This window comes from Phytoactinopolyspora limicola (genome assembly GCF_011320225.1).
Taxonomy (GTDB): Bacteria; Actinomycetota; Actinomycetes; order Jiangellales; family Jiangellaceae; genus Phytoactinopolyspora; species Phytoactinopolyspora limicola.
In genome coordinates, this window is sequence record NZ_JAAOEN010000006.1 from 287,880 (window position 1) to 309,956 (window position 22,077).

22 protein-coding genes and 2 tRNA genes are annotated in these 22,077 nt (G+C 66.0%); 17 read left to right on the forward strand and 7 right to left on the reverse strand.

The annotated features are described in order from the left end of the window. Positions 1 to 108: 108 nt before the first annotated feature. Complete coding sequence (locus tag G8760_RS16925; RefSeq protein ID WP_207782446.1) at positions 109 to 579, reverse strand: MarR family winged helix-turn-helix transcriptional regulator; 471 nt, start codon at positions 577 to 579, stop codon at positions 109 to 111. 93 nt (positions 580 to 672) lie between these two features. On the opposite strand from G8760_RS16925, the gene G8760_RS16930 reads away from it, so the two are divergent. Together G8760_RS16930 and G8760_RS16935 are read left to right on the forward strand one after the other, a co-directional pair. Beyond that, the gene (locus G8760_RS16930; protein ID WP_166353252.1) at positions 673 to 1,221 is read left to right on the forward strand and encodes a YceI family protein; all 549 of its coding nucleotides are present in this window, start codon (positions 673 to 675) and stop codon (positions 1,219 to 1,221) included. A gap of 45 nt (positions 1,222 to 1,266) precedes the next feature. Further along, positions 1,267 to 2,211: a ring-cleaving dioxygenase gene (locus tag G8760_RS16935; protein ID WP_166353254.1), complete on the forward strand. Its 945-nt coding sequence runs from the start codon at positions 1,267 to 1,269 to the stop codon at positions 2,209 to 2,211. Between the two features lie 296 nt (positions 2,212 to 2,507). On the opposite strand, the gene G8760_RS16940 is transcribed toward G8760_RS16935, so the two are convergent. From G8760_RS16940 to G8760_RS16950, 3 genes are all read right to left on the reverse strand, one after another. Further along, positions 2,508 to 2,583 (reverse strand) — tRNA-His (locus tag G8760_RS16940). Between the two features lie 82 nt (positions 2,584 to 2,665). Next, positions 2,666 to 3,301 carry an oligoribonuclease gene (gene orn / locus G8760_RS16945; protein ID WP_246222583.1) on the reverse strand — a complete coding sequence of 212 codons (636 nt, stop codon included), beginning with the start codon at positions 3,299 to 3,301 and terminating at the stop codon, positions 2,666 to 2,668. Positions 3,302 to 3,326: 25 nt separating this feature from the next. Next, entirely contained in the window at positions 3,327 to 3,767 is a 441-nt protein-coding gene (locus G8760_RS16950) for a hypothetical protein (RefSeq protein WP_166353258.1), read from the reverse strand. A gap of 188 nt (positions 3,768 to 3,955) precedes the next feature. Between G8760_RS16950 and G8760_RS16955 the strand changes: the two genes are divergently transcribed. Further along, on the forward strand, positions 3,956 to 5,080 hold the full coding sequence (locus G8760_RS16955; protein ID WP_166353260.1) for a DUF4185 domain-containing protein: 1,125 nt from the start codon (positions 3,956 to 3,958) through the stop codon (positions 5,078 to 5,080). Between the two features lie 19 nt (positions 5,081 to 5,099). Here the strand turns inward: G8760_RS16955 and G8760_RS16960 are convergent, their stop codons facing one another. After that, positions 5,100 to 5,852 carry a polysaccharide deacetylase family protein gene (locus G8760_RS16960; protein ID WP_166353262.1) on the reverse strand — a complete coding sequence of 251 codons (753 nt, stop codon included), beginning with the start codon at positions 5,850 to 5,852 and terminating at the stop codon, positions 5,100 to 5,102. A 425-nt stretch (positions 5,853 to 6,277) separates the two neighbouring features. Here G8760_RS16960 and G8760_RS16965 point away from each other — a divergent pair. The 6 genes from G8760_RS16965 (at position 6,278) to G8760_RS16990 (ending at position 11,558) form a co-directional block, all read left to right on the forward strand. Further along, positions 6,278 to 6,350: transfer RNA gene (locus G8760_RS16965), tRNA-Arg, on the forward strand. 379 nt (positions 6,351 to 6,729) lie between these two features. Beyond that, the gene (locus G8760_RS16970) at positions 6,730 to 7,668 is read left to right on the forward strand and encodes an ABC transporter permease (protein WP_281355163.1); all 939 of its coding nucleotides are present in this window, start codon (positions 6,730 to 6,732) and stop codon (positions 7,666 to 7,668) included. Positions 7,669 to 7,678: 10 nt separating this feature from the next. Then, complete coding sequence (locus tag G8760_RS16975; RefSeq protein WP_166353264.1) at positions 7,679 to 8,572, forward strand: ABC transporter permease; 894 nt, start codon at positions 7,679 to 7,681, stop codon at positions 8,570 to 8,572. A 27-nt stretch (positions 8,573 to 8,599) separates the two neighbouring features. Further along, on the forward strand, positions 8,600 to 9,688 hold the full coding sequence (locus tag G8760_RS16980; protein ID WP_246222584.1) for an ABC transporter ATP-binding protein: 1,089 nt from the start codon (positions 8,600 to 8,602) through the stop codon (positions 9,686 to 9,688). Next, positions 9,672 to 10,655, forward strand: a complete 984-nt coding sequence (locus tag G8760_RS16985) for an ABC transporter ATP-binding protein (RefSeq protein ID WP_166353266.1) — start codon at positions 9,672 to 9,674, stop codon at positions 10,653 to 10,655. Before G8760_RS16980 ends, G8760_RS16985 begins: the two co-directional genes overlap by 17 nt. Before the next feature lie 201 nt (positions 10,656 to 10,856). Beyond that, positions 10,857 to 11,558: a GntR family transcriptional regulator gene (locus tag G8760_RS16990; RefSeq protein WP_166353268.1), complete on the forward strand. Its 702-nt coding sequence runs from the start codon at positions 10,857 to 10,859 to the stop codon at positions 11,556 to 11,558. A gap of 6 nt (positions 11,559 to 11,564) precedes the next feature. Here G8760_RS16990 and G8760_RS16995 read toward each other — a convergent pair whose 3' ends face one another. Both G8760_RS16995 and tcuA read right to left on the reverse strand, forming a co-directional pair. Next, positions 11,565 to 12,323: an enoyl-CoA hydratase/isomerase family protein gene (locus tag G8760_RS16995; RefSeq protein WP_166353270.1), complete on the reverse strand. Its 759-nt coding sequence runs from the start codon at positions 12,321 to 12,323 to the stop codon at positions 11,565 to 11,567. A gap of 53 nt (positions 12,324 to 12,376) precedes the next feature. Next, a complete protein-coding gene (gene tcuA / locus G8760_RS17000) occupies positions 12,377 to 13,885 on the reverse strand; it encodes an FAD-dependent tricarballylate dehydrogenase TcuA (protein WP_166353272.1) in 1,509 nt (502 codons plus the stop codon). 267 nt (positions 13,886 to 14,152) lie between these two features. Here tcuA and G8760_RS17005 point away from each other — a divergent pair, with 267 nt between their 5' ends. The 8 genes from G8760_RS17005 to G8760_RS17040 all read left to right on the forward strand — a co-directional run. Then, positions 14,153 to 15,100, forward strand: coding sequence for an SDR family NAD(P)-dependent oxidoreductase (locus G8760_RS17005; protein WP_166353274.1), 948 nt, complete (start codon positions 14,153 to 14,155; stop codon positions 15,098 to 15,100). Next, positions 15,100 to 17,220: an acetate--CoA ligase family protein gene (locus G8760_RS17010; RefSeq protein WP_166353276.1), complete on the forward strand. Its 2,121-nt coding sequence runs from the start codon at positions 15,100 to 15,102 to the stop codon at positions 17,218 to 17,220. Before G8760_RS17005 ends, G8760_RS17010 begins: the two co-directional genes overlap by 1 nt. Then, the gene (locus G8760_RS17015) at positions 17,217 to 18,023 is read left to right on the forward strand and encodes a citryl-CoA lyase (RefSeq protein WP_166353278.1); all 807 of its coding nucleotides are present in this window, start codon (positions 17,217 to 17,219) and stop codon (positions 18,021 to 18,023) included. The genes G8760_RS17010 and G8760_RS17015 overlap by 4 nt, the downstream gene beginning before the upstream one ends. Next, positions 18,020 to 18,898 (forward strand): MaoC/PaaZ C-terminal domain-containing protein, encoded by an 879-nt coding sequence (locus G8760_RS17020; RefSeq protein WP_166353280.1) that lies wholly within the window; start codon positions 18,020 to 18,022, stop codon positions 18,896 to 18,898. The genes G8760_RS17015 and G8760_RS17020 overlap by 4 nt, the downstream gene beginning before the upstream one ends. Positions 18,899 to 18,902: 4 nt before the next feature. Continuing rightward, positions 18,903 to 19,667, forward strand: a complete 765-nt coding sequence (locus G8760_RS17025) for a CoA transferase subunit A (protein WP_166353282.1) — start codon at positions 18,903 to 18,905, stop codon at positions 19,665 to 19,667. Between the two features lie 38 nt (positions 19,668 to 19,705). Beyond that, positions 19,706 to 20,434, forward strand: coding sequence for a CoA-transferase (locus G8760_RS17030; protein ID WP_166353284.1), 729 nt, complete (start codon positions 19,706 to 19,708; stop codon positions 20,432 to 20,434). 8 nt (positions 20,435 to 20,442) lie between these two features. Beyond that, positions 20,443 to 21,369: a phosphotriesterase family protein gene (locus G8760_RS17035; RefSeq protein ID WP_166353286.1), complete on the forward strand. Its 927-nt coding sequence runs from the start codon at positions 20,443 to 20,445 to the stop codon at positions 21,367 to 21,369. Between the two features lie 70 nt (positions 21,370 to 21,439). Then, positions 21,440 to 22,077 (forward strand): phosphotriesterase family protein (locus G8760_RS17040; protein WP_246222585.1); only part of this gene is annotated, 638 nt, incomplete at its 3' end.

The following is a 22,077-nucleotide window of genomic DNA, read 5'->3' on the forward strand; positions in this document are numbered from 1 at the left end:
GTCGGGATGGCACGCGGGCGGCGCTACTCAGCAGCGTTATTGACCGAATCGCAACACAATTCGTCAAGTCAGATCTTGACGTTGGTGTGCTTTGGTGGCGACGCGCGCTCAGGTCCGACACTCCTCGTCGTCCAGGCGGGCCAGGACTTGGCCGGCGATGGCCTCCAACGCCTTCAGCTGGTCGGCGGTGAGGTCGTCGATGAACAGCCGCCGGACGGTGTCGACGTGTCCTGGTGCGGCCGCGTCGATCGCGTTCTGGCCACAGTCGGTCATGACCACGAACGCGCTGCGCCCATCGGTAGGGCATTCCACCCGTTTGACGAGTCCGCGGCGCTCCATGCGGGTAACGTGGTGAGAAACTCGGCTCTTCTCCCAATGCAGAGCTTGGGCCAGCTGAGAGACTCGCAACGATCTGTCCGGAACCTCGCTGAGATGGACGAGAACCGCGAAGTCCGACAACGACAGCTGGGAGTCGGTTTGCAGCTGTCTGTTCAGTTGGGCGTTGAGCTTGCTCTGCATCCGCACGTAGCCGCGCCACGCGCGTTGCTCTGCGTCGTCGAGCCACCTCGGATCGGTCACACTCGGAGTCTAGCAGAGGTAGTTGACACATCACCTAAAACGAGTATTGTGTGACGTGTCAACCAAATGGACGTTCGGCAAGGAGAGTTGATCATGACAGATTTCACTGAACTCACTGGCGAGTACACCCTTGACCCAGAGCACAGCCGTATCGGCTTCGTCGCCCGGCACGCCATGGTGACCAAGGTCCGCGGGTCGTTCAACGATTTCAGCGGGGCGATTAACGTCGATGGCGCCAACCCAGCGAACTCCAGCGTCCAGGTCGAGATCAAAACCAGCAGCATCGACACCCGCAACGAGCAGCGCGATGGACATCTGCGGAACAACGACTTCCTCGACATCGAGAAGTATCCCGAGATCACCTTCACCTCCACCGCAGTCCGGTTCGACGGCGAAGACACGGTGGAGGTCACCGGTGACCTCACCATCAAGGACGTCACTCTGCCGGTGACAGTCCCATTCGAGTTCGGCGGCGCGGCCACCGATCCGTTCGGCAACTTCCGCGTCGGGTTCGAAGGCTCCGTCACCATCAACCGAAAAGACTTCAACGTCACCTGGAACGCACCTCTGGAAGCCGGTGGCGTCCTCGTGAGCGACAAGGTCGTGCTCGAATTCGAGGTCTCCGCGATCAAGAAGGCCTGACCAGACCTGCGTGCCCGGCCTTCACGCGGGGCATTAGGAGGGGTCGTGAACACCGTCGCCCCGCACGGGCTGCACCACGTCACCGCCATCGCCGGTGAGCCGCAGCGCAATGTGGACTTCTATACCCAGGTGCTCGGCCTGCGTTTGGTCAAGCGGACCGTCAACTTCGACGCACCGGACACCTACCACTTGTACTACGGGGACGAGGCAGGGCAGCCGTCCACCCTGTTGACGTTCTTCCCCTGGCGTGGTGTCCCGCGCGGGCGCAACGGCACCGGCATGACCACCGCCACCGCGTTCAGCGTCCCGGAAGGTTCGGTGGGGTGGTGGCACCAGAGGCTGACGGCGCACGGCGTCCCGGTCGAAGAGCCGACCAGCCGGGCGGGCGAGGACGTGGTGTCTTTCCGAGACCCGGACGGCATGGTGATCGATCTCGTGGCCGCACCCGGCGACGTCCGCTCGGGGTGGGACGGTGCGGCCAACATTCCGGCGGACCGCGCGGTGCGCGGCCTGCACGCGATCACCTTGAGTGAACGGCTTCTCGATCCGACGGCGGAGATGCTCCTTGCCCGGCTGGGCATGCAACTCGGGGGTGAGGACGGCGCCCGGGCCCGTTTCGCTATGGCCGGTGGTGGTTCCGGTGCCCTCATCGACGTGGCCGCGGTCGACACTGACCGAGGCCTACAGGCAGGTGGCACCGTGCACCATGTCGCCTTCCGGGCGCCCGATCTCGCCACCATGACCCGCTGGCGAGACGAGCTTGTCGACGCCGGTGTTCAAGTCACCGAGATCCTGGACCGGCAGTACTTCCTGTCCATCTACTTCCGCGAGCCGGGGGGAGTGCTGTTCGAGATCGCCACCGACACGCCAGGGTTCACCGTCGACGAGCCGTTGTTGGAGCTGGGCCGGTCGTTGAAGCTACCGCCATGGCTCGAACCCACCCGGGAGGAGATCGCGGCGGCATTGCCGCCTCTGGAGGTGATCCCCTGACGGCACCGGCGAAGCTGCCCGTATTGCCTGTGTCGCCGGGACCCCTGTGCGGCTTCAATGAGCAGGAGATGTGACCTTGATCATGTGCGGGAAACTCCCCCTATCGGGGGTGTAACTCGCACATGATCAACGATGGCCCCGCCATGTGCTACCCCGCCCGGCACCGGCCACGCCCCGCTGAAATCCGAAGTGGCTACAAAGAACCGGCGCCCCTATTCACGCGGGTTCAAAGAAGGGCGAGGCTCAAACCCGGGCCGAGATGGTTCCTCCGGCCGAAAGCTTGAACCTCGCCCACATGGGGTGACCGACGGGACTTGAACCCGCGACTTCCTGGACCACAACCAGGTGCTCTACCAACTGAGCTACGGCCACCATGACGCCTCCCCGTAAGGAAGCGGCTGGACAAGTATACGGTGTCCGGCGGTGTGCTCGACACGTCCGGGTGAGCCGCTCGTCACATCTCGCGAACTGGCTGCTCCGGGCCGTCTTCCGGCTGGCTGAGCACGGTGGCTGCGGCAGACCTGGCGGTGTCGGTATCGGGGCCGGGCAACGGGACGAACACGGTGCGCCGGTAGTAGCGGAGTTCGTTGATGGAGTCCTGGATGTCGCCGAGTGCTCGGTGGTTGCCCGTCTTCTCGGGACTGGAGAAGTAGACCCGTGGGTACCAGCGGCGGACCAGTTCTTTGATGGACGACACATCGACGTTGCGGTAGTGCAGCCAGCTCTCGAGTTCGGGCAGGTCGCGGGCGAGGAACAGCCGGTCCATATGGACGGTGTTCCCGGCCAGGGGCGCCTTGGCGGGTTCGGGGACATACGTCTTGATGTAGTCCAGGCTCAACCGGCAGGCTTCGTCCATGGTGACACCAGTGGGCAACTGGTCGAGCAGGCCGCTGGTGGTGTGCATTGTGCGGACGACGTCGCCCATCTGGGCGATGGCGTCGTCAGGTGGCCTGATGACGACGTCGACTCCGTCGCCGAGCACGTTGAGCTCACCGTCGGTGACAAGGACCGCCACCTCGATGAGTGCGTCCTGGGTGAGGTCGAGGCCGGTCATCTCGCAGTCGATCCACACGAGTCGGTCGTTGTTCACGGCGCCCACCTTACGGGCTGCGGGGTCATCGTGCGTGTCGGCGCCGCCGCGCGCCGGCGTGCCGGGCGCTCGACGGGCGCGCGTTAGGGGGTAGCTGGGCATCGTCTTCGGCTGGCCGGACGGCTTGGTGGTGTGGGTCGGTGCCGGGCCCATCGGCGGGAATCGGGGGTGCCGTGGGCTGGTCCGGAGCAGAGTGGGCGAGGTCGTCGGACGGTGCTGCCGGGGCGCGGTGCGGTCGGCCCGCTCGGCGCGCGACCAGGGCTAGGAGGCCGATGAGTGCCAATCCGCCGGCGCCGGCTCCCGCCGCGATCCACCACGGCTGGCCGGCGGCGACGAGGAGTGGGGCGGCGACGACCACCGCCAAGACGCCGTAGACGGCGATTTCGCCGACCGAGGTGGGGGTTGCCCGAGTGTCAGGTCGCCGGGTAGCGCGGCGGCCACGCGCGGAATGACGACGTCCGGGCACGTTGTCTCCTGATCGAGAGCCCCGGCTCGTGGGCGGCTCGGAGCGTGCTGACCAGCGGCCGGAATGCAGTGAGGGTGAGGAGAGTCTAGTGCCCAGCCAGGTCGGCTGATCGCCGACCTCTCGACAGATTAGAGATCAAGTGATCTAATCACTAGCTAACTCTCGTCCGTTGATATCCAGGAGGTCAGATGCGCCCGTTTCGCCTGCCCCGAGTTCCGACGATCCTGCTGGCCACCGCCGCCCTCACCGCGGTGCTGGTGCCCGTCGGTGGCGCCGCGGCAGCCTCCAATCCGGGTACCTGTGGTGTCGTAGACGCGGACTGGGAGGTGAGCTCTCAGGTTGAGCCGGACCGGACCGCCCTCTTCGAGGAGTACGGCAACTCTGGAGCAGGATGGACCGGCGGCGACAGCACCTACTCCGTACGCTTGCCAGGTGGGCGGACCGTCTGGATGTTCTCGGACACCTTCCTGGGCCCAGTGAATCCGGATTTGACGCGACCAATCGAGACCCCGTTCCTGAACAACTCATTCGTCGTGCAGCGCGGTGGCTCGTTGACAACCGTCACTGGTGGGACCCCGGCCGAGCCCGATTCGCTCGTTCCGCCGGACCAGCCGAACACGTGGAACTGGCTCGGCGCCGGTATCGCCACACCTCGCTCGTTCGACGTGATGTTCCTCCAGTTCGGCACCTTTGGCTCGGGGATGTGGGACTTCGAGTGGCAGGCCAACAAGCTGGTGCGATTCGACCCGTGGACCTTCGAGGTCCAGGACGTCGTGCCCATGCCGTCCGACGCGGGTGTGCAATGGGCGTCGTGGATCCAGCGCGACGGTCGGCATACCTACGTGTACGGCGTGGACGACCAAGGCGCGACCAAACACATGCATCTCGCCCGGGTTCGGGGCACCGACGTGACGGCGGAGTGGGAGTACTGGACCGGTAGTGGATGGTCGTCGCATGAGACCGACTCGGTCGCGATCATGCCTGGGGTGGCCAATGAGTACAGTGTGACCCGCTTCCAGGGCGGCTACTTGCTCGTCACCCAAGACACCAACGAACTCTTCAGTAGCAACATCGTGGGTTATGTCAGCTGCACGCCGTGGGGACCTTTCGTCCCGGTTGGCACGCTATACCAGACGCCGGAGACGGGTGGGAACACCATCACCTACAACGCACATGAACACCCGGAGCAGCGACGCGGCAACACGCTGATCGTCACTTACAACGTCAACAGCCTGGACTCGAGCGAACTGTATGACGACGTGACCATCTACCGGCCGCGGTTCGTGGAGGTGGAGCTCTCTCGGGTGGAATGACCGACGAAGCCCCGTCGACTCATGGAAGGGGCGGGGTGATGGCGACCCGGTAGCCGGCGTTCTGGATGGCGTCCAGGATGTCCGGCAGGGCGTCGACGGTCTGTGACCGGTCGCCACCACCATCGTGAAGAAGTATGACCGCCCCCGGGTGAAGCGCCTCGGCAATGACATCCGTGATGGCGGCGGCGCCCGGTTTCTTCCAATCCTGCGAGTCGACCGTCCAGTCGAGAATGGCGAGCCCATGTTCTTCGGCGATCGGTGCCACCTCCGGCGTCACATGCCTGGCCGGTTGCCGGAAGTACCTGGCTTCGGCTCCGGGAGCGGCCTCGGAGATCGCCTCGGAGGTGGTGGCGATCTCCTGGCTGATCTCGTCCGGCGGCCGGGCGGCCAGGTTGGGATCATGGCTCTCGGTGTGGTTGCACAGCACATGGCCGTCGGCAACGATGCGCTGGACGAGTTCCGGGTGTTGGCGTACCTGGCCGCCGACGAGGCAGAAGATGGCCCTCGTCCGCCGTTCGGCTAGCAGATCGAGGACTTGAGGGGTATGGGTCGGATGAGGGCCATCGTCGAAGGTGAGCGTGACGCCGTCGCCGCGGATGCCGAGTGCGGCTACGCTGCCGCCGGTGCGGCCCATCGGCGTCTCGGCATCGGTTTCGCTGCTCTGTGGTCCGGCGGCCTGGGTGTCGGGCTCGTCGGCGGAACCCTTGTTGGCCATACTCAGGGCGATCACTACGACGACGAGGCCGCCGAGCAGTGGCGCGGAGAATCTCATCGTCTCCTGCCCTTCCGAGGGTGAACGTCACGACGCGATGGGCCCACAACGTCACGGTGGGCCCCAAACGTGCTGGGCTGCCGAACGAAGCTCCCGCATAGCCGAGATAGCAGGCGTGTTCGTCGGTTCGACAGTAAAACGATCTCTATTGTGATGGCGCCCGACACGCCCGACTTGTTAGTAAATAAGAAGTCGCCCCCTCGGTCCGTGATCATTGCCGGGATTGTGTCGCTTCCCATTGGTGATCAAAGTCAAGATCGAGTCGCTCTGGCGACATGATCCCGGCAACGATCACTGGGGCTGAGGGCGGAAAATGAGCAACGATCACTGGGGCTGGGGGCGGAAAATGGGCGACGATCACCGGGGATACTGGGGCGCGGGAAGCGACCGGATATGATTGTGCGGCCGCCGCGGGCGGATGATCGGCCCCCGTAGCTCAGCGGATAGAGCAGCTGCCTTCTAAGCAGTTGGCCGCAGGTTCGAATCCTGCCGGGGGCGCCTTATCTGAACTCTCCGCACGTCCCCTTTGCCTCCGTCGTGATCAGTGGCGGCAGCGATCCGTCCACCGGAAGGCTGCGTGACATAGCCCGGCCCGCTCGATGCGGGCCGGGCTTGTTGTGTTGGGGCTGGGCGGCGGCTCGGGGCCGGTCTTGTCAACGCAGTTGGGCGATGCTGGCACCTGACACTTGACATCTGATATATCTATCACCCACAGTGTTCATACCTCGCCAAGAGGCGCGGCCTCTAGGGCAGGGGTGGAGTACGAGACCGAGCCCTCGATCGGCTAGTCACCAGCCGGTCAGACGTGTAGGCCCCAGCACCGGGCGAGAGGCTGCGCCGGACGGCACTGAGGCCGCGAGACCCGAGGAGAGACGGCGTGCCCCGCTACCTACCGCGTCTTCTTGTGAGGCTGGTTCTCACCGTATTCGTCGTCGCATCAGCGGTGTTCTTCGGTGTCCGAATGGTCCCTGGTGGGCCGGCCACAGCTCTGCTCGGGGCCGACGCGTCGCCCGTCGATATCGCGGCCGTGAACGAGAAGCTCGGCCTTGAAGAGCCATTGATCGTGCAGTACGGCCGATTCCTCGGTCAACTCGCCACCGGCAGCCTCGGGAACTCTCTGGTCAGTGATCGCCCGGTCACCGCGTCCATCATGGCTGTCCTCCCGCACACACTCGAACTGGCCATCGCGGGTATGGCCATCGGCATGGTAGGTGGGGTGTTGCTCGGTGTCTTCACCGCCGCGTACCGGAACCGAGCGCCGGACTACATCGGCAGGGTGCTCTCGCTGACGTTGTTGTCGTTCCCGTCGTACTACATCGGGGTGCTCCTGATCTTCCTGGTGGCGTTGCGGGTCGGCTTGCCCACCAGCGGCGCGGCGCCCCTGAGCGATCCGCTGCAGAACCTGTCACAGCTCATCCTTCCGGCGCTCGCCCTCGGCATCGTTGGTACGGCCTATGTCGCGAGGGTGACCCGTGGCCTAATGCTGGAGGTTCTCGACGAGGATCATGTCCGGACGGCCCGAGCCAAAGGCATCAGCGAGTTCCGGGTCTTGATCAGGCACGCACTACAGCCGGCCTCACTGCCGATCGCCTCGCTTGGTGGTTTGTTCTTCATCGTTCTCATCGGAGACGCGGTGCTGATCGAGACCGTGTTCGCCCGGCCGGGTCTCGGCACACTCATGGTCGACGCGATGTTGGCCCGGGATTACACGATGGTTCAGGGCGCCGTGATCGTGGTCGCCGCCGTCATCGTCGTCGTCAACTCGTTGCTCGAGATCGTCTACCGGCTTATCGACCCACGGATCCGTGTGAAGTGAGGCTGCTTCCATGACTACCATCGAGTCCCACCCGTCCAGGACCCCCACCCGCCGGCGTTCGGTGGCGCGCGCGGCCAGGAAGTATTGCGGCAGCCCGATGGCGGTCGCGGGGTACTGCATCCTGCTGATCCTCGTCGTGGTCGCGCTCATGCCAGGTCAGCTGGCGCCCTACGACCCGCACGCCCAGAACGTGGCGCGGGCGCTGGAAGGGCCCAGCGGCGAACATCTGCTCGGGCTCGACCAATACGGCCGTGACATCCTGTCCCGGCTGATGCACGGCGCTCGGGTTTCGTTGGCGGTCGGCCTGCTCGCGGTGTCCATGGCGCTGGTGGTTGGCATCCCGTTGGGGATCGCCGCCGGTTACTTCGGCGGATGGGTCGAAACGGCCATCATGTGGGTGGTGGACGTCATGCTGTCCATTCCCGGGATCATCCTCGCGCTGCTGTTCGTCGCTCTGTTCGGCTCGGGTGTGGTGAACATGAGCATCGCCATCGCCATCGGTTTCGTGCCCACCTTCGCCCGCCTGTCCCACAGTCCCACCCTGTCGTATCGGCAACGCGAATTCGTGCAGGGCAGCATCGCCTTCGGTGGTAGGTCGCTGTGGGTCATGCGTCGCCACATCTGGCCGAACCTGCGGTCGCAAATGTTGATCATCGGCTGCCTGACCGCCGGCACCACGATCCGCATCGAAGCAGGGCTCAGTTTCCTCGGCCTGGGGGTGGCGCCGCCGACGGCCACCTGGGGCGGCATGCTCCGCGACGGCATGCTCTACCTGCAAAGTGTCCCGCTGTACTCCATCGTCGCCGGCCTGGCCATCTTCTCGGCCATCGTGGCCTTCAACCTGATCGGCGACGGCTTGCGCGACATCCTCGACCCACGTACACCCGAACGTCCGGTCGGCTGATCGGCCTGGTTGGAGGAAGGGGAAGACATGACCGAACTCGCTCGTCCCGCCGCCCGTCCGGCCGCTATGCCGGCGTCTGACGTCTTCTTGCAGGTGCGCAATCTCACGACGGTCTTCGACACCGCGCGCGGCACCGTGGCCGCGGTCACCGATGTGAGTTATGACGTCCGGGCGGGGGAGACGGTCGGCATCGTCGGCGAGTCCGGCTCGGGTAAGAGTGTGTCGGCGATGTCCATGCTGGGGCTTATCCCGCAGCCTCCGGGTCGGATCGTGTCCGGTGAGGTTCTGGTGGGCGGCCGCGAGATCATCGGCATGGGGCGCCGAGAATTGCGCGCGGTCCGCGGCGTCGACGTGTCGATGATCTTTCAAGATCCCATGACGTCCCTCAATCCGGTCCACACCGTGGGTGCGCAGATCGTGGAGGCGATTCTGGGCCACGTACGGCGCCCGTCTCGCGCCGTGCGGCGGCAGGCTCGGCAGCGGGCCGTCGAGCTGCTGGAGGCGGTGGGGGTATCCGCGCCACACGAACGGGTCCATCAGTACCCACATCAGCTCTCCGGCGGGATGCGGCAACGGGTGATGATCGCGATGGCGATGAGCAACAACCCCCGTCTGCTCATCGCCGACGAACCAACCACCGCGCTGGACGTCACCATCCAGGCGCAGATCATGCGCATCCTGCGGGAGGTCCAGCAGAGCACGGGCATCAGTATCGTGCTGATCACTCATGACATGGGTCTCATCGCTCAGATGGCGCATCGCGTCGTGGTCATGTACGCGGGCCGGGTGGTCGAGTCGGGGGCGGTGGAGGACGTCTTCCTGCGGCCCCGTCACCCATACACGTTGGGTCTGCTACGCAGTTTCCCCAGCAATGCTCCCGCCGGGCGGCGCCAGCGGATGCTGCCGATCCCCGGTCTGCCGCCCGATCCGGCGGCGCTGCCACCGGGATGTTCGTTCGCACCGAGATGCAGCTTGTGGGCCGAGCGGCAGCGTTGCACGGACGAGCCGCCGACGCTACGGCCCGCCGACACCGATGAGCACCTGTCCGCTTGTCACTTCTGGTCCGAGGTCGGCCCGATCCACGCGGAAGGTGAGGTCGATGTCTCCTCCCACTGAACTGGTCCGGGTCGAAGATCTTCAGGTGCACTTCCAGGCTGGGCGGGCCCGGCCTGGCGAGACGATCCGAGCAGTCGACGGAGTCAGCTTCTCGCTGACGGCGGGGCAGACGTTCGCCCTTGTCGGTGAGTCCGGCTGTGGCAAATCGAGTGTGGCGCGTTCGCTGGTGGGGCTGAACCGTCCGACGGCGGGACACATCTGGTTTGGCGACATCGACCTCGCCACCGCGAACCGCCGCCAGTTGCGGCAGGTGCGACGCAATGTGCAGATCGTCTTTCAGGACCCCTATGCATCCTTGAATCCGCGGATGCGGGTGCGGGACATCGTCGAGGAGCCGTTGCGAGTCCAGGGGATCGCCCGGCCGCCGCGGGTGGCCGAGGAACTGCTGGAGTTGGTCGGCCTCAACCCCGACTACGTCTATCGTTACCCACATCAGTTCTCCGGTGGCCAACGTCAGCGCATCGGCATCGCCCGGGCCCTGGCGCTGCGGCCGCGTATCCTGGTGTTAGACGAGCCGATTTCCGCACTCGACGTCTCGATCCAAGCCCAGATCATCAACGTGTTGATGGACATCCAACAAGAGCTCGGCCTCGCGTACCTGCTGATCTCACACGACGTATCGGTGGTGAGATCGGTCAGCGACGCGGTCGGCGTCATGTACCTCGGCAAGATCGTCGAGGCGGGGGCGGATGTTCTGGACCACCCCGGACACCCCTATACCCAGGCATTGCTCAGCGCCGTGCCCTCGACCGATCCGAGGTTGCGAGGCACGGAGTCCGAGATCGTGCTCGAGGGCGACGTCCCGGATCCAGCGCACCCACCGAGCGCGTGCCGGTTTCGCACCCGATGTTGGAAGGCCGCCGACCGATGCGCCGAAGATGAGCCGGCACTGGTCGATCGGCTGGGCCGTGGAGGACGAACCGCTTGTCATTTTGCCGAGCGGTTGCACACCACGGTTAATGGTTAGCCGTGTATTATCCTTGAATATCGACGGTGGGGGTTATCGGAAATTGTCGTCCATTGAATTCGCGAGTTTGTCTGCAAACAGTCCGTATGGAAGCTTCCGGAGTATACGTCTACATCTGGAGTACATAACACCTGAATCTAGGTGTTCGGGCAATGTCAACAAGGAGGAGAGCCGGCTGCGGCTCGGTATAAGGGTCATGTCATGAAGAGAGATTCGGAATCCGCGTTACGTATTCAGTCGGCCAAGGATGCGGTCGCCGAGGAGATTCGGGGCTTGATCCATGAGGGTCGGCTCGGATTGGGTGAACGGTTGTCCATCGACACTCTGGCCAGCCGGTTCGGGGTGAGCCGCACTCCGGTGCGTGATGCCCTCTGGCAGCTGAGCACTGAAGGGCTGGTGGTGATCACGCCGCGGGTGGGGGTCTTCGTCCGGGAGATCAGCCCACAAGAGATCGCCGACGTATATGACATCAAGGGTGCACTCGAACCACTGATGGCGGCGTGGGCTGCCGAACGTGGCAGTCCGGAGGCTCGGACCGACTTCCTCACCTCCATCGCGGATCTGGAGGAGGTCGCTCGTCAGGGCGATGTCAGCGGCTACGTCGCGTTGCTCGAGGCGCGTCGGGACGCCCTGGTCGCCATGGCCGGCAGTGAGGGTCTGCGAGATGCGCTGGGTGTGCTCGATGGTCGGGTGCGCCTGCTGCGCTTCCGCAACTTGAGCCAGCCGGGCCGGCTCGAGGAGTCCGCCCAGGGCCACAAGACGGTGGCGGAGGGCATCGCCGCGGGTGATCCGGAGGCGGCGGCCGCGGCGATGCACGCACACATGGAACGGGCCTCCGCCCGCGTCCGCCAGCTGGTCGAGGAGCAGGACGGAGCGCGGACGTATCAGCACAGTCCGAGGTGACCGGCGTCAGTGTTCGGACGGGCGCGGGGCCGGTGCCTCGCGGGTGAGCTGCCCGACGTCGCGGGCGTACTCGAGGGCGCGGTCGTAGTCCATCTCTTGTACGTGCCGGAACATCTCCTTGGTCATCCGCATGGCTACCGGTGGTTTCGCGGCCAACTCCGTGGCAAGTGCCAGCGCCTGATCGGCCAACTCCGCCGCCGGCACTACCCGGGTGACCAGCCCGAGCGCCTGTGCTTCGGTGGCTTCGAGCATCCGGCCGGTGAGGAGAAGTTCCAGTGCCTGTAGCCGGCCCACGGTGCGGCTCAGGCTCACCGCCGCGGTGGCTGCCACGATGCCGTGGTTGACCTCCGGATAGCCGAGTTTGGCCGAGTCCGCGGCGAGCACGATGTCGGACGAGATCGCGATGGCTGCCCCGGCACCCACGGCGAAGCCGTTGACCGCGGTGATCACCGGCTTGGGCAGAAGCGGCAGTATGTTGTAGATGCGGTCGCCTGAGCGCGAACCCGTGTAGCGGTCCCAGAACTGCTCCGGCCGGGGCCGACTCATCGCTTCCTTCATGTCGAAGCCCGCACAGAAGGCCGGGCCGGTGCCGGTGAGCAGCACCGCGCCGACGTCGGGATCCGTCGCTGCTTCGTCGAGCGCTTGGAACAGCGATTGGAGTAGCTCGGAGTCGAGGGCGTTGCGGGCTCGCGGGCGGTTGAGGGTGAGTACTCGGACGCCGTCCTGGGTGGACGTCAAGAGTTTCGGCTCGTCGTGCTGCCCCATGGGCTGGTGCTCCTCTCTCGGGCCGCCGCTGCGGCAGGTGGCTGTGCGGGTGGTTAGGCTCCCTTGGCCAGGGCTGCCCGCGTCACCGCGTGGTCTTCGGCTGCGCTGGTGCCGGCGATGCGGCCGAATACGGCACCGGCGGTTAGGCCGCTGCCCCCTGGATAGTTGAAGTAGAAGATTCCTCCGACCAGTTCGCCGCAGGCATAGAGGCCGGGAATTGGGCGGTCCATCGTGTCCAGCACTCGTGCGCCGGCGTCGATTTTCAGGCCACCAAAGGTGAAAGTAATTCCACACGTAATTCCGTAAGCCTCGTATGGCGGCGTATCGATCGTGTTGGCCCAGTTGGACTTCGGGATGGTGAGGCCGCGGGTGCCCCGACCGTCCTTGATATTCGGATTGAATTCAACCGATTGATCCACGGTGTCGTTGTACTCATGGACGGTGGCGACGAACTGTTGTGGGTCCACGCCGTCCATACGCCGGGCGAGATCTTCGAGTGTGTCGGCGGTGACCTTGGTAACTTGCCGAATACGGTACTCGTCTCGCAGTAGTCCGGTGACCTTGCTGTCGAATACCTGCCAGGCGAACTGGGCCGGCTGGTAGAGGATCTCGCGACCGTACTTGGCATAGGTGTAGTTGCGGAAGTCGGCGCCTTCGTCCACGAAGCGACGTCCATGCCCGTTGACCATGAGGCCGAACGGATAACTGTGCTTCTGGTAGCCGTCGCCGATGGCGAGATCTCCGTGTGGCGGGGCGTTGAGGTCCATGCCGACGGCGTGGCACCCTGACCAGTGCCCCCAGGACATGGCGCCGATGTCGAACGCCATCCGAATGCCATCGCCGATGTTGAACCGGCTGCCTCGGACCTTTGCGAACTCCCAGCCGGCGCCTAAGTAACGTGTGCGCCACTCGGTATTGGCCTGGAAGCCGCCGGCGGCGAGGACGACGGCGTCGGCGGGTAGGGTCTGGAGTTCGCCGTTCACGCGTACGACGACGCCGGTAACGGCGCCGTGGGATTCGGTGAGGCCGACGGCGCGGTGTCCGTACAGCACCTGTCCGCCGGCTTTCTCGAAGGCGTCGAACAGGTAGCCGACGAGGCCCTCGCCGCCACCGTTGGCTTCGATGGTGAGCCCGCCCCAGAACCGGAACCGGCCGTTGACCTCGAAGGCCTGTCGGCCGTAGATGGGCAGGAATCGAACGCCCTTGTCTCGCATCCAGGTGAGGGTGTCGAAGCTACGAGTAACGAGCAACTCGGCGAGGTCTGGATCGCAGCGGTGTTCGGTGACCCTGGAGAGGTCGTCGAAGAACTTGTCAGTCGGGTAGCTACCGAAGTCGGTCTTCCGCATCTGCTCCGCACCGAGGTCAGGTACGAGTTGCTGGATCGCCTCGGTTCCGTCATAGGCCACTCGCATGGCGCCGGCCGTGAACCGGGAGTTGCCGCCCCGTTCAGCTTCTGTGGCCACCTCCAGCAGCGTGACGCTGGCGCCACCTTCGAGGGCAGCTAGTGCGCTACACAGCCCGGCATTGCCGCCTCCGATGACGATCACGTGACCGCGACCCATTCCGACCCCTTCCGTCGCCTGGAACGTAACCGGTAATATATCACGCGTCAGAAGGGTGCGACTGCGGGCCGACGGAATATTGCCGGTGTGATGGATCTTGCATATGTGATACATCAAGGTTAATGTTCTAGCCAGCAAATGGTGGCTCCGAGCCGTGACCAGCGCGTTCCGAGCCGTCAAACCCCTGGTGCCGAAAGTCCGCGGGCCATTGTCCGCGGCACCTGGTTCGGCAGGGCGCGGCCTTGGATGCGATGAGGAGGGGCGAGTGTGGCCTTGACACAGGCGCGAGACCCCGGCGGCGTGATAGTCACCGGTGCCGGCGGCGGCATCGGCTCCGCCGTAGCACGACGGCTCGCAGCAGCAGGTTACGGCGTGATCGTCAATGACTTGGGCGTCACCGTCGACGGTCAACCTGCCGGCGACGGTGCAGCCGATGCGGTGGTCGCGGCGATCCGCGCCAACGGCGGCCGCGCGGTCGGGGCGAACCACGACGTGTCCTCATTCAGCGCGGCGGAGGAGCTGGTGCGGCTCGCCGTTCAAGAGTTCGGTCAGTTGGCAGCGCTGGTTACCTGTCACGGCATCCTCCGGGAGCGGATGGTCTTCAACATGACCGAACAGGAATGGGACTCGGTGGTCGACGTACATCTGAAGGGCACCTTCAACTGCGTCCGATTCGCATCGGCACGGATGCGCCAGCAGGGTGCCGGCGGCATCGTGCTCCTCGGGTCCGCCGCCGGCATGGAGGGCAGCCCGGCCCAGGCGAACTACGCGGCGGCTAAGGCCGGCATCGTTGGTCTCGCCCACAGCACCGCGTTGGCCATGGGGCAGTACAACGTCAACGTCAACTGCATCGTCCCCGCTGCGGCCACCCGCATGACCGCACGTCTGACCCCGCGGATGCGTAGCAGCAGGTCCGCTGATGAGCGAAGCGGCCCCGAGTTGATCGCGGAGCTAGCCGCCGCCCTGATCAGCCCGCTGTGCCGGCATGTGACGGGGCAGACGTTCACCGCCGCCGGGCGCCGGCTGGCTCGGTGGGTCGCCCCCTACGAGTCCTCCAGTCTGGACCTCGGCGCAGACATGCAGCACTCCGACGTGGTCCATGCGGTCCGCGAACGACTGGGGGTGCGTCCGCTACGCCGGTTCGACACCCTCGGCCTGGCCACCCCGGCCGAGCACCACGTCGAAGCCGACGGAAAGGACACGGTGGCACATTGATGAGTAGCACACCGAGCATCGCACCCATGCTGAACCCGGCGGGCATCGCGATCGTCGGAGCATCGGACGACCCCAACCGCATCGGTGGGCGCCCGGTACGGATGCTCCTCGACCGGGGATACCGCGGCGCCATCTACCCAGTGAATCCCAAGTACAGCACCGTCCAGGGCCTCCCCGCGTTCCCCAACGTCGAGGCGGTACCCGCCGACGCCGAGCTGTACATCGTCTGCTTGCCCGCGGAGGCCGCCATCGCCACCGTCGAACAAGCGGGTGAACAAGGCGCCCGGGCAGCGGTGGTGTTCAGCGGCGGCTTCGCCGAGGCCGGACCCGAAGGTATGGCCCGCCAGGAACGGCTCCACAACGCGGCGGCCAAACACCAGCTCGCGCTCATGGGACCCAATTGCCTCGGTTTCGTTTCCTTCACCCATGGCTCCGTGGCGACGTTCTCCACCGCCCTGCAGGCGATGCCGGCGATCGAACCAGGTGGTATCGCTCTGTTGGCACAGAGCGGTGGTGTGGCGTTCAACCTGCTGGCCGAGGCGGCGGCTGCCGGCGCTCGATTCTCCCACGTGATCACCAGCGGCAACGAGTCCAGCGTCAGCTTCGCCGATTACCTGGAGTACCTGGCCGCGGACCAGCACACGTCCGCCGTCATCGGATACCTGGAGGGGGTCCGCGACGGCTCCGGGCTCGCGCAGGCGCTCGAGTCGCTCAGAACGGCGGGTAAACCCGTCTTCCTGATCAAGACGGGTGCCTCCGAGCGGGGCACCGCCTCGGTCGCCTCGCACACGGCGCAGCTATCTGGCGACGACGCCGCCTTCGACGCCCTGTTCCACCGGTACGGCGTCACCCGCCTGTCCACTCTCGACGAAGCGGTCGACGTAGCGCGGGCGCTCGCGCTCGATTCGGCGGCCGATGGACTCGCGGTGGCCACGAACTCCGGAGGCACGGGGGTCTACGTCGTGGACACGTGCGAGCGTTATGGGGTCCCGCTGGCCGACCTCGCCGCCCCCACCCGTGATGCGCTCGCCGAGGCCCTGCCCGGATTCGCCGGGCTGAACAACCCGATCGACATGACGGCACAGGTCATCAACGACCCCACTCTTCTTCCACGCACACTTGCTGTGCTCGACGAAGATCCACACACCGATCTCATCCTGCTGTTCCTGGGCAGCATGGAATACCTCAGTGACCAGTTGATCAGCACGGTGGTGCAGGCCCAGGAGCAGATCGGCACCCCGCTGCTCGTCTCGTGGCTCGGCGTCTCCGAACGGGTCCGCACCGAGGCGGCCCAGGCGGGTTTGCGGGTCTGCGCGGAGCCGGCACGCGCCCTCCGCGGTCTGGGCCTGATGCGTCGAGGCGTCCGAGCGGTGCGGTTGGCGCCAGGTGGCTCGGCGGCACCCAGCCAGTCGGATCCGATGCCGTTGCCGCCCATCGAACCACGTCGGCTCCCGCAAGGACGGTGGGCTCTGGACGAGTGGCAGACCATGACGCTGCTGGCCGAGCATGGCACCCCACTGCCGGCGAGGGAGCTGGCGCGAACCCCGGACGAGGCCGCCGAGGCCGCCCGGCGGATCGGTTATCCCGTCGTGCTCAAGCTGCTCGAGCCGCTTCTCGCCCACCGGGCCAGAGCGGGGGGCGTCGTCACGGGTATCACCGAAGAGCTCACCCTCCGGGAGACGTTCGCCCGAATGCGCCATGAGCACGGCGCTCGGCGGGTCATCGTCGCCCAGCAGGTCGAGGCTGGGCCGGAGCTCATTCTCGGGGTGCTCGCGGACCCGATCTTCGGCACCCGGGCCGTCCTAGGCGCCGGCGGGATCTGGGCCAATGAACTCGACGATGCGCGCACGCTGGTGCCGCCGTTCGATGCCAGCTACATCGCGGTCGAGCTCGAACGGCTGCGGGCGGCCGAAATGATCACGGGTGCATCGCCGAACGTGTCGGCCCTGGCCGACGCTGTTGCCGCGTTGCTGGCTGGGCTTGGCTCATTGGTGCGGGCCAGCGCCGGGCGGATCGTCGAGATCGAATGTAATCCCGTGGTCGTCTCCGCGGGACGCCCGGTTGTCCTGGACGCCCTCGCGTTCGTCGAACCGGTCACCATCGACGAGGAGCAGCCATGAACGGCCACACCGATCCGCCGGTCGGCCGACAGCCGCTGGAGGTTTCCTCCCGCATCGGCTCCGCGAACGAGACACAGGTGTGGGTCCGGGGACACGATCTCGTCGACGAGCTGCTCGGCCGAGCCAGCTTCGCCGAGGTAGTACTGCTGGCGGTCACCGGCCGGCGGCCAACATCGGAGCAGGCGCGCGTGGTCGAGGCGGTGCTGGTGAGCCTGCTCGACCACGGGCTCACCCCCAGCGCGTTGACCGCGCGCCTGACGTTCTGGGCCGCGCCGGAGGCCATCCAAGGTGCTGTCGCCGCTGGGTTGTTGGGCGCTGGAAGCCGGCTGCTCGGCTCGATGGAGGGCTGCGCCCGGTTGCTGGCCGACATCGCCGACGACGTCCGAGCCGGAACCGAGGCCGACGCCGCCGTCGAGCTCCGCATCCGGTCGATCACCGAGGCGGGCGGCCGGATTCCCGGAATTGGGCACAGCCTGCACCGTGGAGGTGACCCCCGGGCGGACAAGCTGCTGGCCATCGCCGCCGACGCGGGTGTCGGCGGCGCGCACATCGACCACCTGGGGCGGGTGGTGGAGCACGCGGCCGCGGTCACCGGCCGGCGTCAACCACTCAACGTCACCGGGGCGGCCGCGGCGTTGCTCCTCGACGTCGGTGTCCCTTGGCAACTACATCGCGGGTTCGCCCTGATGAGCCGTACGGCCGGCTTGGTCGCTCATGTCGGTGAGGAGCTCACCGACCCCATCACCCCGGCGGTACGTGACGCTCTGCGGGCGGCCAGCCGGCCGCCCGGGGAGGACCGATGACCACCACTGCCGCCCCGCTGACCCCGATCGATCACGAACCTGCGTGGGAGCCGTTCGTCTGCGATCCGTGGCGGGCTCGGGTGCTCGCTGAGGTCGCCGGCCCGCAGGACACCCCGTATCTGCTGGACGCAGCCGGCCGACACGGGGTGGTTCCTCCGACGTTCTTGGTGGGGCAGCGGGTAGACGCAGCCACTCTCGGTGTGCCCGATGCGCCGGTCCGGCTGAACGCCGGGAACTGGTGTCGGTGGGAGGCCGGGGTTGAGCCCGGCGACGATCTGGAGCGTCGTACCGTCGTCGAGTCGGCGACCCGGAAGACCGGACGCAGCGGTGAGCTGCACTTCTACGAGCTGGCCACCACCTACCGGCGGCGCGACACACTCGAGACCGTCGCCCGGGCCAGCACCACCACCATTCGACGGCACCCGGCCACCACGTCGCGGTCGGATCCGCCGGCCCGGCGCCCGGACCAGCAAGGGGCGCCGCCGCCGGAGGCACGTGAGGTCCTCTCGGTGTTGCCATCGAGCCGGGACGTCGTGCGGTACGCGGCCGCCACGGACGACTTCTACGAGGTTCACTATGACGACGAGTTCGCCCGGTCCCGCGGCCTGCCGGGCACCATCACCCATGGCCTGCTGAAGCTCGCGTACCTGGCCGCGGCCGCCGCACGGTGGGGCGGCCCGGGGACGTTCGTGCGTGAGGTCAGCGCGTCGTATACCGCGATGGACCGGGTGGGGCAGCCGTTCCGCGTCTTCGTGCAAGCGGTTCCCCCGGCGGTGGATACGGCACCCGGTGCCACCCGCCTGAAGCTCTATGGCGTCTCCGCCAATGACCAGATCAGCACCACCGGATCGGCGCTGATCGACGACGGAAGGTGAACACATGATCAACAAGGTGGTGGCGTCCACGGCCGAGGCCGTGGCCGACATCGAGAGCGGCGCGATGATCGCGATCGGCGGGTTCAACGGGGTGCCCGGCATTCCGAGCAGCCTGATCAAGGCCGTTGCCGATCGCAGCCTCAGCGACTTGACGATCATCTCGTGTGAGGCTGGCCGGGGTAAGGCTGCCTTCCAGCCGTATCGGCGCAACGCCCAAGGACAAAAGGTGGTGGGGGTACCCGAGCTCGAGGAGCTCTACCCAGCGGCCTACCTGGTGGAATGCGACCAAGTGAAGAAGGCCATCACGACCTTCTCCGCGTTGAATCACCCGGACTATGAGGGCCCGCTCGAGGCGCGGGCCCGCAAGGGTGAGGTGGAGATCGAACTCATCGGTCAGGGCAGTCTGTGCGAGCGGCTACGGGCCGGCCGGGTCGGTCTGGGCGGCGTGTACACACCAGTGGGCGCGGGGACGCTGATCGGCAAGGGCAAGGACGTGCGCTACTTCGACGGTGTGCCACACATCCTCGAGACGGCGTTGAAGCCGGACTACGCCATCATCGCGGCCTACCAGGCCGATCGCTTCGGAAACCTGACGTACCGCAATGGCGCCCGGACGCTGAATCCGGTGATGGCCGGCTCGGCCAGGGTCACCATCGTCGAGGTCGAGGAGATCGTCCCACTCGGACACCTGGACCCCAACCACATCGTCACCCCTGGGCCATACGTCGATCGGGTGGTCCTGAGCCCCGGCGGGCGGGTCGTCGAATGAGAGCACTGGCCGGATCTGGGAACTCGGAGGAGTAGCGGATGACGACGACAGTTGACCAGCGCAGGTCCCTCAGCAGACGGGGTATCGCGGTACGGATCACCCAGGACTTCGCCGAAGGCGAGGTGATCAACCTTGGCGTGGGCATTCCTACCCTGTGCAGCTTCTATCTGGCCGACGATGCCGAGGTTCTGCTCCACAGTGAACATGGGGTGCTCGGCCACGGCCGGCACGCACACGGCGAAAATGAGGTAGACCCGTCCCTGGTCACCGCCGGGATGCAGCCCGTTGTGCCGCGCCCGGGCATGGTGGTGATGGACCACTCGGAGTCGTTCGCGCTGATCCGGGGCGGACACTTGGACAAAACGGTGCTCGGCGCGTTTCAAGTCAGCGTCCATGGTGATATCGCGAACTTCTGGCTGCCCGGCGCCCCGGCGGGCTCCGTTGGTGGTGCGCAAGACCTGGCGTTCTGCGCGAAGAAGGTGATCGTGGCGTTGCAGTTGTTGTCGCGCCCGAACCGGTTCGTGAACGAACTCAGCATGGAGATGACCGCGCCACATTGTGTGTCCCGGCTGGTCACCGACATCGGTGTCATCGATCTGGTCGACGGGCAGGCGGTGGTCCGTGAGCTGGTGCCGGGCTGGAACCTCGACGACGCGCAGCAGGTCACCGAGGTAGAACTCCACCCCGCGCCGGATGGTATCGCCGAGATCAACCTGCCGGCCGACCAGGACGAGTTGTGGAACGCCCCGTCGGAAGCCAAGGCTTAGAGCCGGCCATGAGCGTCACGGTCGAGACCGTTCGTGGTCCGGTGCCGGTGTCGGAGCTGGGCCGGATCCTGCCGCACGAACACGTCGTGTGCGACCTCTCGCAGCGGCCCAACGGCAACGTCGACGTCTTCAGCCTGGACGATCCGGAGGAGGCGGTGCGGGATTTGGTGTCGTTTAAGGGTGTGGGTGGTGGGGCGGTGGTGGAGTGCACCAGTGGTGGGTTGGGTCGTGATCCTGGGGTGTTGAGGTGGGTGTCCGAGCAGGCGGATGTGCATGTGGTGATGGGTTGTGGGTGGTATCGCGAGCCGTTTTATGAGCAGGACATGAATCGGGTCAGTGTGGGGGAGCTGACGGAGTGTTTGTTGGAGGACATCAAGACTGGTGTTGATGGGGTCAGGCCGGGGGTGATCGGTGAGATCGGGGCTGATCGGGAGTGGGTGTCCGGTGTTGAGGAGCGGGTGTTGCGGGCGTCGGCTCGGGCGCAGAAGGAGACCGGGCTGGGTTTGGTGTTGCATGCGGTGAAGAGTGAGGTGGGGGCGTGGATGTTGGATGTCCTCGAGGATGAGGGTGTTGATCTGCGGCGGGTGGCGGTGGGGCACTGTGACACGTATCCGAAGGTGGATTATCACGAGAGTCTGGCCCGTCGTGGCGCCATGGTCATGTACGACGGCAACAAGCCGATGGATGCGTTGCTGCAGCGTCGCCGGCTGAACAATGCCGTCGAACTGATCCGCCGGGGCTGGGGATCCAGCCTGCTGCTCTCCCACGACGTCTGCGTCCCATTCCACCGGGAGCGGCGCGGCGGACCGGGCTACACCTACGTGTTCGGCCAGGTCGGGCCGGACCTGGTCGACGCGGGAGTCCACCCCGACGTCGTCGAGACGATCTTCACCGAGAACCCCCTGCAGATCCTGACTGGTCGACGCGATTACTGAGCACGTCCGCGGACGACCCGAGCGGGGCCGCAGGCCCCGGAAAGGCTGGTGGCCGATGGCACAGGGAGCCATGGTCGAGACCGTTCGTGGTCCGGTGCCGGTGTCGGAGCTGGGCCGGATCCTGCCACACGAACACATCGCTTGTGATCTGTTCCGGGTGAGCCGACAGATGAACCTCGCCGCACTGGACGATCCGGAGGAGGCGGTGCGGGATTTGGTGTCGTTTAAGGGTGTGGGTGGTGGGGCGGTGGTGGAGTGCACCAGTGGTGGGTTGGGTCGTGATCCTGGGGTGTTGAGGTGGGTGTCCGAGCAGGCGGATGTGCATGTGGTGATGGGTTGTGGGTGGTATCGCGAGCCGTTTTATGAGCAGGACATGAATCGGGTCAGTGTGGGGGAGCTGACGGAGTGTTTGTTGGAGGACATCAAGACTGGTGTTGATGGGGTCAGGCCGGGGGTGATCGGTGAGATCGGGGCTGATCGGGAGTGGGTGTCCGGTGTTGAGGAGCGGGTGTTGCGGGCGTCGGCTCGGGCGCAGAAGGAGACCGGGCTGGGTTTGGTGTTGCATGCGGTGAAGAGTGAGGTGGGGGCGTGGATGTTGGATGTCCTCGAGGATGAGGGTGTTGATCTGCGGCGGGTGGCGGTGGGGCACTGTGACACGTATCCGAAGGTGGATTATCACGAGAGTCTGGCCCGTCGTGGCGCCATGGT